This is a genomic window from Paraburkholderia phytofirmans PsJN (assembly GCF_000020125.1).
GTDB classification, from domain to species: Bacteria; Pseudomonadota; Gammaproteobacteria; order Burkholderiales; family Burkholderiaceae; genus Paraburkholderia; species Paraburkholderia phytofirmans.
Map to the genome: position 1 here is coordinate 915,849 of NC_010676.1, position 12,811 is coordinate 928,659.

Here is a 12,811-nt window from a genome sequence, read left to right on the forward strand (position 1 = left end):
TCTAAATCTATTGCAGATCAAGTGTAGACGATGCGCGTGCAGAAAGGGAACTTGCACGTCACGCTTACTCCGGCGTAGGCTCCGCTTCTCTGGCTGTCCAACTGACGCTGGAGACGCTCTTTTCCATGCTGATGCGGCTGGCCATCTGTTCGAGCTTCGACTGATCCTTGGGATGCATCTTCAACGTCGCCGTAACACGAATGCGTCCTGGGTCGTTTTCGACGTCCTCGCTAGTCAGGCTTTGAAACGACAGCGGCGTCGAATACATGGAGTTGGAGACGGCGGTACGAATGTGAATCTCGTCGGCTTCCCGGCAGACGATTGTCAACACGTATTCGCGGACCAGGTCGGCGTTCGATACCGGCGTCGCGTTGATCGTACGGCTGACTTCGCGCAGCACGGTGTTGGTCAATAGCACGACCAGGGTTCCGGCGAGCGCCGGCCCGTAATGGCCCGCGCCGCACAACACGCCCACGGCGGCCGAGCACCACAAGGTCGCCGCAGTGTTGATCCCCTGAATGGAACCCTTGTCGCGCATGATCACGCCGCCGCCGAGAAAGCCGACGCCGGAGACGACGTACGCCGCGATCTGGGTGATGCCCGCTGTGCCGTTGCCGGTCAGTACGCCGAGCGTGACGAACAGGCATGCGCCGCTCGCGACCAGCGTGATGGTGCGCAAACCTGCATTGCGCTGACGCATCTGCCGTTCGAGGCCGATCGCGACGCCGCAAGCGAAGGCGGCGAGAAGCCGCCAGACGAATTCAATGGTCATCGGTAAGCAAGGTTGAGACGCGAATTCGCACAGTGTGAACCGTACGCGTGACAGCGGCACGTCTGTCTCGATGGAGCGCGGGCGCGTTCACGCGAGGCGCCGAGCTAACGAAAGGCTCACGAGGCCGACAGGCGAGCAAGGTCGGCACGGCATGGAGCCGCGCGGCGCTTCACTGCAACATTACCGGCAATTTCGCTGGTGAAAACTGGGTGTCAACGACGTGCACCGCTCGCCCGAAGGCAAGACGGCGACAGACCAGGACTGGCGCGGAAATCTTGCCGATCAGGCGATCGGGCGAATCGAAGCTCGACGGGTACTACTGCTACTGTCCAAGATCGTGATTCCGGGTAAATGAACTGGGCGGATTTTAGGCGGCTCTGCAAAGTTAAGTCAAGTCGCGATCGGGCAAGGCGACGAATGAATTGCACACCGTTTTTGGGGAAGTTTCCGCGCGCATGGCGGCGCTATTCCCACATAAATACGGACTCCGAATATTGACGACGTTCATCCCGGAAAACAAACTGTCAGCATCATCCGAAACACGTCGCGCGGCCCTGGCGCCCAAATTCAAGTTTTTATTTCTTGCGGTTGTGCGAATGCAACGTTCAGCGGTGTTGCGCCGCGATCCGCACGACGTCGTCGTTTCCGCCGTTAATCCGAATTGAGGAATGTATGAAAGTTAAAGCTCTTGGCATCGTCGCTGGCGCATTGATCGCTGCCGCTCCGCTCGTGTCGTCTGCCGCAAGTTTGCCGGCGCCGTTTGAAGGCAGCAGCACGTTGCAGGCAGACGGTGTCGTGAAGTCGGTCGATCAGGCCAACCACTCGTTGACTGTGCTCGACGCACAAGGCGGTGAGGCGTCGTTCACCATGACCGACACGCGCAATCTCGCGCAGATCAAGCAAGGCGGCAAGGTTCACATCCGCATGATGCGCAGTGCGGTAATCAGTGTCACGCAGGGGGCGAACGGTCAAGCGGCAGCGGCTCAGATAGCCCAGTCGAACACGGCGCAGAATGTGAACGCCCTTGTCGAGTCCGTCGACCATGCGTCCGGCATCATGGCGCTCAAAGGCCCGAATGGTTCCGTCTTTCATATCCAGAGCCGCGATCCCGCCAAGGTCACTGGGCTGACGCCGGGCATGCAAGTGGTGGTGGCGTTCGCACCGCAAGTCAGCGTGGCCGTGGCGCCCATGCAGTAACGGGCGGCCTCATCAAGCGTTCATCAGGTCTTTTTGGGCCTTAATCGGGCTCGCCGGGTACGAGGCGCAAGCGGGTGATTTCGGAAGGTGCGCCCAGACGCTTTGGCGGCCCCCAGTAGCCTGTGCCACGGCTCGTGTACACCCAGAGTCCGTTCAGCCGCGCGAGGCCGGCGGTGAAAGGTTGCTGAAGGCGCACGAAGAAATTCCACGGGAAGAACTGGCCGCCATGCGTGTGACCAGACAACTGCAGCGTGAAGCCGGCTGCTGCCGCGGCTTCGGCTGAGCGTGGCTGGTGGGCGAGCAGCACTTTGATCAGTACGTCGCCGGGTGCGCCGGCCAGCGCCGCGACTGGATCGCTGCGGTGCGCCGGGTCGTGATGGCCGGCTGAATAATCGGTCACGCCGGCGATCACGGCGCGCGCGCCGTCGTGATCGACGATCACGTGCTCGTTCAGCAGGACGTTCAAGCCCAGACGCCGGAATTCGTCGATCCAGGCGTTGGCGCCGGCGTAATACTCGTGATTGCCGGTCACGAGAAAAGCGCCGTGGCGCGCGCTCAACCGCGACAGCGGCTGCGTATGGTTGGTCAACTGCGGCACGCTGCCGTCCACGACATCGCCGGTAACAGCGATCAGATCCGGCTTGAGGCGATTCACCGCGTCGACGATTGCATCGACATAGCGTCGTTTGATGGTCGGACCGACGTGAATATCGCTGATCTGCACGATCGTGAAGCCGTCGAGCGCGGCGGGCAAATCGTCGATCGGCACTTCGATCGTCACCACCTTCGCGCGGCGGCGAGCGTTGAACAGGCCGACGAGCGTGGAGAGCAGCGCGAGCAGCGGCACTGCCGCAGCGGAGCCGGTTCGCCAGTGCGGGATGGCGATGGTGTTCGGCCAGATTGCATCGACGGTGAGAAGCGAAGCGAGCATGAGGTCGCGCGCGAAAGTCAGGACCAGCAACGACGAGAAGAAGCCCATCGCCAGCAGGCCGACCCATGCGAGCCGGTCGCCGAGCGGTTGCTGTTTGATCGTGCGCGCCAGCATGCCGAGCGGAATCAGAAAGATCGACAGCACGAGCCACAACGCACAGAGCCAGCGGCCAGTCATATCGATCGGCATGTCTGGAATCAGACGCAAGCCCACGTAGATATGCAGGAGAATGCCAATCAGGATGAAGCGAACGAGAAACGATGAGCGGCGCATAGAGAGGATCAGGGCGGGAAGGGGCCGGCACAGACGGAGGAGCGGCGGCGGCTCGCCGACTGCGGATTGCTAGGGCGAACGAGCCGAACCATTCTACCGAGATGTGCAACCGGCTGCCGGCCGCGCCAAATTGAGGTCGCTACAGCGAACCGTCGAAAGCTAAACGGCGCCCGCACGGTACTGCACTGCAGCATCCCACGTGGCTGCAGGTAGCCGTCCAGGTTACCGATATGGTTGAATTAAATGGGCTTTGAATTGTGTTCGAGCGTGGACTATTCTCAAATAGAACCGGCTTGTATCGCAGTCAGGGCAAGGGTCACGGCAAGGGCCCCGTAGTCCGCTAGCGGTTCATTCTGTCGCCGGCAGAAGGCGATGCAGGAGGCGCATATGAAGCTGCTCAGATCAGGCAACCCGCTCCGCCACGCGCACCATGCGCATCACGTCGGCTACGAGGGTAGCCATGTCATGCTGCCGCTCGTGGTCATTTCCGTGATGGCCATCGGCTTGTACTTCGGCGTGCGCAATATCGACTTTTCTGAGTTGGGCAAAAGCGCGCTGTTCTATGTCGTGATGCTTAGCGTCGCTCTCGGTATCGCGGGATTGTTCGGCGTCGTCGGGGCGTGGGTGCGGTCCAACGGCGACGACGCCGAAGAGGGCTTCTGCTTCATCGGCGCGTTGATCGGCGCCGTGGTCTTCTACGTGGCGATCCTGAGTTGACCGTCTGCAACGGCGTGTCAGGCGCCGTGCGTCAGACGATCTGCGCGGCCTCGTCGAAAGCGAAGCGCGGGCTGCGCGGGAACAGTTTCGACGGGTCGCCGTAGCCCAGATTGATCAGGAAGTTCGACTTCACGGTCGTGCCGGCAAAGAATGCTTCGTCGACCTTGGCGGCATCGAACCCCGACATAGCGCCCGTGTCCAGGCCGAGCGCGCGCGCGGCAAGAATCAGATAGCCGCCTTGCAGCGTCGAATTGCGAAATGCCGTGTCGGCGATCGCCTTGTCGTTACCGGCAAACCAGCTGCGCGCATCGGCATGCGGAAACAGCTTCGGCAAGTGCTCGTAAAACGCCATGTCCATGCCGACGATCGCCGTAACTGGCGCTGCCATCGTCTTCTCGAGATTGCCTGGCGACAAAGCCGGGCGCAGCTTCTCCTTGCCCTCCGGCGTCCTGACGAAGACGAAGCGGCCCGGACTCGAATTGGCCGAGGTCGGGCCCAGCAGTACGAGCTCGATGAGTTGCTTGAGCACGGCGTCGTCGACCGGTTTTTGCTGCCAGCCGTTATGCGTGCGCGCTTCGCGAAAAAGCTGATCAAGCGCCTGGTCCGAAAGAATCATGTGATTGTTCCTTGAAGGTGACGTGTGTGAAAGGAAAAGGACGGCGCCGGATCGAACCGCAAGCCACGCGCAGGAGCGTGGTCGTCGTTGCCGCCATAATAGCCAAGGTTCTAATCCGGTCGCGCGTCGTGCGCGCGATTGTACTCAGGCATTCTCATGACGGATCTTTTTGCGGATTTTACCGATGCTCTGCCGGCGCCCGATGTCGACTGGTATCCCGATTGGCTGTCGCCTGAACAGGCGGCACGAGCGTTGACGCAACTCATCGGCGAAGTCGAATGGCGTCAGGACATGATGGGCACGCCTGCCGGGCGTGTGCCGCTGCCGCGCCTGACCGCCTGGCAAGGCAAGCCTGACGCCGTGTATGTCTACTCGGGTATTCGCAACGTTCCACAAGCGTGGACGCCGACCGTCGCTGAACTGAAGTCCGCCGCGGAGTCGATTTGCGACGCGCATTTCAATAGCGTGCTGATCAACCGCTACCGCAGCGGCACGGACAGCATGGGCTGGCATGCGGACCGCGAACCCGAACTCGGCATGCAACCGGTGATCGCCTCGGTGAGCCTGGGCGTCGCACGCACGTTCGATCTGCGGCACAACAAGACCGGCGTCGTGCAGTCTTTTTCGCTGAAGGGCGGCAGCTTGCTGGTGATGAAGGGCAACACGCAGGCGGATTGGCGGCATCGGGTGCCGAAGGAGCCGCGCGTGGCGGGCGAGCGCATCAATCTGACGTTTCGATGGGTGACCCCGCGCGCACGTGTTGGCTGATGCGACGTGCGTCGGTCGGCCGCAGCGCTAACAAAGCCAACCAAGCCAACCAAGCCCAAGAACACGTAAGCGCATAAAAAAGCATTAACCACATCATCACGCCGGGCAACGCGCCCCAGCCACATCAAAACCCCACCCCACGTTCCAGCCAACAACCGCCACCGCCCGCTATACCGAAATTGATATCGCCGACGCGAATCATATGATTGGACGGTTAACGCCCTACACACTACGCTACATCACGATCCACGCACCGTGAGGGCCGTAACGGCTGGCCGGACTCGATGGATCGCCTACACAACAACGATCAGGAGACAGTCATGGCGAATACACGACGCGCCGCATGTCGTGCGTTGGGCGCGCTCGCACTCTGCGCGGGCTTCGGTGCGCTGACACTGGCCACGCCGGGCGCTTACGCGCAGGATAAACAGATTACGCTGGGTTTTGCGCAAGTCGGCGCGGAAAGCGCATGGCGAACCGCCAACACCGAGTCGATCAAGTCAGCAGCGGCCGACGCAAAGATCAAGCTCAAGTTCTCCGACGCCCAGCAGAAGCAGGAAAACCAGATCAAAGCGATCCGCTCATACATCGCGCAGAAAGTCGACGTGATCGCGTTCTCGCCGGTCGTCGAGTCGGGCTGGGAACCTGTACTGCGCGAGGCTAAAGCCGCGAAGATTCCGGTGATTCTCACCGACCGCAACATCGATACGAAAGACACCTCGCTCTACGTGACGATGATCGGCTCGGACTTCCTGGAAGAAGGCCGCCGCGGTGGTCATTGGCTCGAGGATCACTTCAAAAACGATCAAGGCCCGATCAACATCGCTGAACTTCAGGGAACGGTCGGATCGGCGCCTGCCAACGACCGGCACTCGGGTCTCGTCGAAGTGATCAAGAGCGATCCCAAGTTCAAGATCATTGCTTCGCAAAGCGGCGACTTCACGCTCGCCGGCGGCAAGCAGGTCATGGAAGCGTTTATAAAGACATATGGAAATAAAATAAATGTAGTTTATGCGCATAACGACGATATGGCGCTCGGCGCCATCCAGGCGATGGAAGAGGCCGGCATGCATCCGGGCAAGGACATCACCGTCGTTTCGTTCGATGCGACCAAGGGCGGCTTCCAGGCCATGGCTGCGGGCAAGATGAACGTCGATGTGGAGTGCAGTCCGCTGCTGGGGCCGCAACTGATGTCGGCGGTGAAAGATGTCGTGGCCGGCAAGTCGCTGCCCAAGCGCATCCTGACGGAAGAGACGGTATTCCCGATGAGCGTCGCCGCGCAGACATTGCCGACGCGCAAGTACTGAGGCCAATTGATGAGGCTTCCTGATTTTCGTGCGCTGAGATAAACACGCGAACATAACGCGCGCACGAAAGCGCAACCGGGAAGCGCAGTACCGACAGATTGCAAAGGTTTCTCCAGTGGTGCCTGGCCGTCCGACTGCTTGGGCAGCGGGCGGCCTCTTTTCCGCACTGCCGGCGTGAGACCGCTAGAGGCCGCTGGAGGCCGCCGAACCACGCAACGCCGATCGAGCGAGGCCTATGACGCATCCCGCTTCCGAACCGAATCCGCCAGTTGGCGGCGCCGGCAACGTCCAAGCGACCACCGGCATGACCGGCGCCGCCGCAACCCAAGCCGGCGGCACCACGAACGCACTCGAACCCATTCTCGCTACCGCGGGCGTCAGCAAGACATTCCCCGGCGTGAAGGCGCTGCAGCGCGTCGATTTCCGCCTGTTTCCCGGCGAGATTCACACGCTGATGGGGCAGAACGGCGCAGGCAAATCTACTTTAATCAATGTGCTTACCGGCGTGCTGGCACCGGACGAGGGCACGATCCGCCTCGGTGGCGAGCTGGTGGCGTTCGCCTCGCCGCAGGAAGCCGAAGGCGCCGGCGTGCGGACGCTATACCAAGAAGTAAACCTGTGCCCGAACCTCTCGGTGGCCGAGAACATTTTCGCGGGCCGGCAACCGAGGCGCTTCGGCGCGATCGACTGGCCCGACATCAAGCGGCGCGCCCAGGCCGCGCTGGCGCGCCTCGACGTGACACTCGACGTCACCCGTTCGCTCGACGCCTATCCGATCGCCGTGCAGCAGATGGTGGCCATCGCGCGGGCGCTCTCGGTGGACGCACGCGTCTTGATCCTCGACGAACCGACCTCGAGTCTCGACGACGGCGAAGTAAGCCAGCTTTTCAAAATACTTCGGCATCTTAAGCAATCGGGCATTGCAATTCTTTTCGTCACGCACTTCATCGAGCAGACGTATGCCATCTCCGATCGTATAACGGTAATGCGCAATGGCGAGCGCGAAGGCGAATATCTCGCGCGCGATCTCCCGGCCGATCAACTCGTGTCGAAGATGGTCGGCCACGAGCGCATGAGCGCGCGTTTGCGCGAAGCCGCGCACGAAGGGCATCAAGGGCACGAAGCTCACGCAGGGCCGCAAGCCGCGCAGGCTGTCCAGCCGTTCGTCGAGTTGCGTGGCGTCGGACGGCGCGGCACGATGCAGCCGATCGACCTCGACGTGCAGCCGGGCCAAATCCTCGGTCTGGCCGGTTTGCTCGGTTCGGGCCGCACGGAAACCGCGCGGCTGTTGTTCGGCGCGGACCGTGCCGACAGCGGCACGATTCTGGTGGAAGGCCGGCCTGTGCGGCTGCGTTCGCCGCGCGACGCGGTGCGCCACGGCATCGGCTATTGCGCGGAAGACCGCAAGAAAGAGGGCATCGTCGCCGAACTGTCGATCCGCGACAACATCCTGCTGGCTTTGCAGGCGCGGCGCGGATGGTGGCGCAAGATCAGCCGGCAGCGCGCGCGCGAGCTGGCCGATCTGTGGATCGAGCGGCTCGGCATCAAGGCCGCCGATGCGGAACAGCCAATCGGCCTGCTGTCCGGCGGCAATCAGCAGAAAGCGCTGCTGGCGCGCTGGCTCGCGACCGATCCCAAACTGCTGATTCTCGACGAACCGACGCGCGGCATCGATGTCGCGGCCAAGTTCGACATCATGGACCGGCTGCTGGCGTTATGCGCGAGCGGGTTGAGCATCCTGTTCATTTCGTCGGAGATTAGCGAGGTGCTGCGCGTGAGTCATCGCGTAGCGGTGTTGCGCGACCGTCGCAAGATTGCCGAAGTGGCCGGCAAGGCGTCGAACGAAGACAATATCTATCGACTCATCGCGGGGAGCGGCGAATGAAGCTATCGAACTGGTTCGTACGCGACGGCGCCGAGCGTCCGTTGATCTGGCCGTGCGTCACGTTGGTGTTGTTGTGCGGGCTGAACCTGTGGGTCAATCCGCATTTCCTGTCGCTGCGCATGCTCGACGGCCACTTGTTCGGCGCACCGATCGATGTGCTGAATCGCGCAGCGCCGCTCGTGCTCGTCGCCACCGGCATGACGCTGGTGATCGCGACACGCGGCATCGACATATCGGTCGGCGCGGTGGTGGCGATCGCGGGCGCCGCGGCGGCGACGATCCTGGCGGCTCAACCGGAACCATCAAGCGCACTGATCGCGCAGGCGCTGATCGCGGCGTTGATCGTCGGCGTGCTGAGCGGCATGTGGAATGGTGTGCTGGTGTCCTTCGTCGGCATGCAGCCGATCATCGCCACCTTGATCCTGATGGTCGCCGGGCGCGGCATCGCGCAATTGCTGACGGCGGGACAGATCATCCCGATCGGCGCGCCGGGCTATCTGTTCGTAGGCGGCGGCTACCTGCTCGGCGTGCCGAGTTCGGTGTGGATCGCCACGGTGGCGGTGCTGGCGACCGCCGCGCTCGTCGAAGGCACCGCGCTCGGGCTGTTCATTCGCGCGATCGGCGTCAATCCGGTCGCCACGCGCCTGGTCGGCTTGCGCTCCAAGGCGCTCGTCTTCGCGGTGTACGGCTTCTCGGGGCTGACCGCGGCGATGGCGGGCATTCTCATCAGCTCGAACGTACGCAGCGCGGACGGCAACAATGCCGGCCTGCTGCTCGAACTCGATGCGATCCTCGCGGTCACGCTCGGCGGCACGTCGCTGCTCGGCGGCCGCTTCAGCCTCGCGGGCACGGTGCTGGGCGCGCTCATCATTCAGACGCTCACGTACACCACCTATTCGATCGGCGTGCCGCCGGAAGCGACGCTCGTCGTCAAGGCGGCCGTCGTGCTCGCGGTGAGCGTGATCCAGTCGCCATCGGCGCGCGCGCTCGGTATGTCGCTCGTCACGCACCGGAGGGTGGCACGATGAGACGCATCCTCGAAGCCTGGGCTCATATCGTCGATCCGCGCACGCTGCCGATCGCCGTCACGATCCTGCTGTTCTGCGCGCTGTTCGGATTCGGCTCGGTGATGTACACCGGTTTCTTTTCGTGGCAAGTGCTGCTCGATTTGCTGGTCGACAACGCGTTCCTGCTGATCGTGGCGATCGGCATGACGTTCGTGATCGTGTCCGGCGGCATCGACCTGTCGGTGGGGTCGGTGGTCGCGCTGACCACTATCGTCGAGGCGGTGCTGTCCGAACATCTGCATTGGCCGGTCTGGGTGATCCTGCCGACCGTGCTGCTGATGGGCACCGTGTTCGGCGCGGTGCAGGGCGCGTTGATCCACTTCTTCCGCTTGCAGGCCTTTATCGTCACGCTGGCCGGCATGTTCTTCGCGCGCGGCTTGTGCTTTCTGATCACGACGCAGTCGATCACCATCACCGATCCGACCTTCCAGAAAATTTCGGCGTTTCGTCTGGACATCGGCGTCGGCTCGGTGACGGCGAATGTGCTGATCGCGTTCGTCACGCTGCTGGCGGCCATCTACGTGGCGCATTTCACGCGCTTTGGCCGCAACGTCTATGCGATCGGCGGCAACGCGCGCTCGGCTTTGCTGATGGGCTTGCCGGTGGCGCACACGCGCATCGGCGTGTATGCGCTGAGCGGCTTCTGTTCGGCGCTAGGCGGCGCGGTCTTTACGTTCTATGTGCTGTCGGGTTACGGCTTGCAAGGGCAGGGCATGGAACTCGATGCGATCGCCGCGACCGTGATAGGCGGCACGCTGCTGACGGGTGGCGTCGGCTATGTGATCGGCTCGCTGTTCGGCGTCGGCATTCTCGGCACGATCCAGACTCTGATCACGTTCGACGGCACGCTCAGTTCGTGGTGGACCCGCATCGTGATCGGCGCCTTGCTGTGCGCGTTCTGTCTGTTGCAACGGCTGATCGAGCGTCACGCGAAGTCAGTGGGTCGTCCGGGCGGCACCGGCGCGGTCGTGACCGCGGGACGCGAACGCGGCCACGCGGACGGACCGGCCGCCTCGGATTCGCACGTGATCGGACGCGCGCCTGAACAGGCTTGAACACGCGCGCGTCGCGGCGGCTCAGGCGCTGAGCTGCCGCCCTCTGGTTTCAGGCAGCGTCAACGCGGCGAGGATCACGATGCCGTACGCCGCCGCGGCGAACACGCCGATCGCGTGGCCGAGCGTCATCGATTGCGACACGTAGCCGATCAGGAACGGAAACGTCGCGCCGACCGCTCGCCCGAAGTTGTAGCAGAAGCCTTGGCCGGAGCCGCGAATCCGCGTGGGGAACAGCTCGGTAAGGAACGCGCCCATGCCCGAGAAAATGCCCGACGCGCAGAAGCCGAGTGGGAAACCGAGCACGAGCATCGAGAGATTGTCGAGCGGCAGTTGCGTGTAGATCAGTGCAATCGCGCACGACGCCAGGGCGAACGCAATGAAGGCGCGCTTGCGGCCGATCCTGTCGCTGACATAAGCGCCCGTCAGATAGCCGCAATACGAGCCGACGATCACCACGCCGAGATAGCTGCCGGTGCCGATCACGCTCAGATGCCGTTCGGTTTTCAGATACGTCGGCAGCCAGGTGGTCACCGCGTAGTAGCCGCCTTGCACGCCGGTAGCCAGCACGGACGCGCGCAGTGTCGTCCAGACAATCTCGCCGCGGAAAATATCGAACAGCGAAGCGCGCGTTTGCGTGGCGGCCTGCGCCGCTTTCTGCTGCCGATGCACTTCGGGCTCGTCGACGAAGCGGCGGATCCAGATCACGAACGGCGCCGGCGCAATGCCGATGGCGAACAGCACGCGCCAGGCGTAATCGGCCGGGACCAGCGAGAACACGGCCATGAAGAGCAGCGTCGAAATGCCCCAACCGATCGCCCAACCCGCCTGGACGAGCCCCACCGCCTTGCCGCGATCGCGCGCGCGGATCACTTCGCCGATCAGTACCGCGCCCGCCGTCCACTCGCCGCCAAAGCCGAGACCCATCAGCCCGCGCGCCCACAGCAACTGCGAGAAATTCTGCGCCAGCGCGCAAGCCAGCGTGAAGACCGCGAACCAGAGAATCGTGATCTGCAAAGTCTTCACCCGGCCGATACGATCCGACAGCACGCCGGCAGCCCAGCCGCCAAGCGCTGAACTCAGCAGCGTGACGGTGCCGATCAGACCGGCGTCGCCGCGCGTGATGCTCCAGGTCGCGATCAGCGTCGGAATCACGAAGCTCAGGAACTGCGTGTCCATGGCGTCGAGCACGTAGCCGATCTTGCAACTCCAGAAGGCGCGCTTCTCGCTGGCGGAGATCTGCCGATACCACGCGAACGGGCCTTGTCCTGCACCGGACTCGCCATAAGGCTCGGCGTCGCCGGTCAACTGCGCTTCGGTTTCCATGCTTGCACTCCGGTCGTCGTTGGCCGCGTCTCGTCGCACGGCGGGTGAGGGCACAAACGCTGCGGCTACAGCACCGCCAGCGTGGTGTTGGGAATATCGGTGACGAGCATGTGCCCCGGCTTGTGCGCGATCGCGAACGGCAGACGCGCGCTTTCGATGGCGGCTTGCGGTGTCACGCCGCAAGCCCAGAACACGGGCAGCTCGTCGCTGCGTACTTCGACGGCGTCGCCGAAATCGGGACTCGCCAGATCGCGAATGCCGATCAGCGACGGATCGCCGATATGAACCGGCGCGCCGTGCACGGCGGGAAAGCGGCTGGTGATCTGGATCGCGCGGATGGCGTCGGCGGCTTTCATCGGCCGCATCGACACGACGCGATTGCCGCCGAACACGCCGGCAGCCACGTTGCGCTCGCGAGTGCGATACATCGGCACGTTGACCTGCTGTTCGATATGGCGCAGCGCGATGCCTTCACGCCGCAGCATTTCTTCGAAAGAAAACGAGCAGCCGATCGCGAACACCACCAGGTCGTCGCGCCACAATTCGTCGAGACTGCGCACTTCCTCGGCGCGCTCGCCATGCCGGTACACGTAAAACGCGGGCACGTCGTTGCGGATGTCGAGATCGGCGCCGAGCGCGGGCACGCGCCAGTCGCCCGGTTCGCCGATGCCCAGCAGCGGACACGCTTTCGGATTCAACGTGCAGAAGCGCAGGAAATCGTCGGCGTGCTGTTTGGGCAGGATGGCGAGGTTGGCTTGCGCATAGTCGCCGCAATAGCCCGCAGTGGGACCGGACAGACGCCGGCTGCGTATCTGCTGACGAAATTCGGATGGCGTGTAGGACATGGACTGCTCGGCTCCAGGTAGATCGCGTGACTGAAATACTTCAGCGATGCAAACC

13 protein-coding genes are annotated in these 12,811 nt (G+C 63.0%); 8 read left to right on the forward strand and 5 right to left on the reverse strand.

Features of this window, described 5'->3' with window-relative positions; genetic code table 11:
* Nucleotides 1–64 precede the first annotated feature (64 nt).
* Nucleotides 65–772 (reverse strand): MgtC/SapB family protein, encoded by a 708-nt coding sequence (locus BPHYT_RS23840; RefSeq protein WP_012426679.1) that lies wholly within the window; start codon nt 770–772, stop codon nt 65–67.
* Between the two features lie 494 nt (nt 773–1,266).
* Between BPHYT_RS23840 and BPHYT_RS38770 the strand changes: the two genes are divergently transcribed.
* Together BPHYT_RS38770 and BPHYT_RS23845 are read left to right on the forward strand one after the other, a co-directional pair.
* Entirely contained in the window at nt 1,267–1,437 is a 171-nt protein-coding gene (locus BPHYT_RS38770) for a hypothetical protein (protein ID WP_167315768.1), read from the forward strand.
* A gap of 7 nt (nt 1,438–1,444) precedes the next feature.
* The gene (locus BPHYT_RS23845) at nt 1,445–1,969 is read left to right on the forward strand and encodes a hypothetical protein (RefSeq protein ID WP_012426680.1); all 525 of its coding nucleotides are present in this window, start codon (nt 1,445–1,447) and stop codon (nt 1,967–1,969) included.
* Nucleotides 1,970–2,009: 40 nt separating this feature from the next.
* On the opposite strand, the gene BPHYT_RS23850 is transcribed toward BPHYT_RS23845, so the two are convergent.
* Nucleotides 2,010–3,173, reverse strand: a complete 1,164-nt coding sequence (locus BPHYT_RS23850) for a metallophosphoesterase (protein WP_012426681.1) — start codon at nt 3,171–3,173, stop codon at nt 2,010–2,012.
* A gap of 387 nt (nt 3,174–3,560) precedes the next feature.
* Between BPHYT_RS23850 and BPHYT_RS23855 the strand changes: the two genes are divergently transcribed.
* Entirely contained in the window at nt 3,561–3,890 is a 330-nt protein-coding gene (locus BPHYT_RS23855) for a hypothetical protein (protein ID WP_012426682.1), read from the forward strand.
* Nucleotides 3,891–3,921: 31 nt separating this feature from the next.
* Here BPHYT_RS23855 and BPHYT_RS23860 read toward each other — a convergent pair whose 3' ends face one another.
* Complete coding sequence (locus BPHYT_RS23860; protein WP_012426683.1) at nt 3,922–4,506, reverse strand: malonic semialdehyde reductase; 585 nt, start codon at nt 4,504–4,506, stop codon at nt 3,922–3,924.
* A 156-nt stretch (nt 4,507–4,662) separates the two neighbouring features.
* Between BPHYT_RS23860 and BPHYT_RS23865 the strand changes: the two genes are divergently transcribed.
* From BPHYT_RS23865 to yjfF, 5 genes are all read left to right on the forward strand, one after another.
* Nucleotides 4,663–5,274 carry an alpha-ketoglutarate-dependent dioxygenase AlkB family protein gene (locus BPHYT_RS23865; protein WP_012426684.1) on the forward strand — a complete coding sequence of 204 codons (612 nt, stop codon included), beginning with the start codon at nt 4,663–4,665 and terminating at the stop codon, nt 5,272–5,274.
* A 320-nt stretch (nt 5,275–5,594) separates the two neighbouring features.
* Entirely contained in the window at nt 5,595–6,581 is a 987-nt protein-coding gene (locus BPHYT_RS23870; protein WP_012426685.1) for an ABC transporter substrate-binding protein, read from the forward strand.
* A gap of 235 nt (nt 6,582–6,816) precedes the next feature.
* Nucleotides 6,817–8,466, forward strand: coding sequence for a sugar ABC transporter ATP-binding protein (locus BPHYT_RS23875; protein ID WP_012426686.1), 1,650 nt, complete (start codon nt 6,817–6,819; stop codon nt 8,464–8,466).
* Nucleotides 8,463–9,494: an ABC transporter permease gene (locus BPHYT_RS23880; RefSeq protein ID WP_012426687.1), complete on the forward strand. Its 1,032-nt coding sequence runs from the start codon at nt 8,463–8,465 to the stop codon at nt 9,492–9,494. Before BPHYT_RS23875 ends, BPHYT_RS23880 begins: the two co-directional genes overlap by 4 nt.
* Nucleotides 9,491–10,588: a galactofuranose ABC transporter, permease protein YjfF gene (gene yjfF, locus BPHYT_RS23885; protein WP_012426688.1), complete on the forward strand. Its 1,098-nt coding sequence runs from the start codon at nt 9,491–9,493 to the stop codon at nt 10,586–10,588. Before BPHYT_RS23880 ends, yjfF begins: the two co-directional genes overlap by 4 nt.
* Before the next feature lie 21 nt (nt 10,589–10,609).
* On the opposite strand, the gene BPHYT_RS23890 is transcribed toward yjfF, so the two are convergent.
* The gene (locus tag BPHYT_RS23890) at nt 10,610–11,911 is read right to left on the reverse strand and encodes an MFS transporter (protein WP_012426689.1); all 1,302 of its coding nucleotides are present in this window, start codon (nt 11,909–11,911) and stop codon (nt 10,610–10,612) included.
* Nucleotides 11,912–11,976: 65 nt separating this feature from the next.
* The gene (locus tag BPHYT_RS23895) at nt 11,977–12,756 is read right to left on the reverse strand and encodes a putative hydro-lyase (protein ID WP_012426690.1); all 780 of its coding nucleotides are present in this window, start codon (nt 12,754–12,756) and stop codon (nt 11,977–11,979) included.
* Nucleotides 12,757–12,811 lie beyond the last annotated feature (55 nt).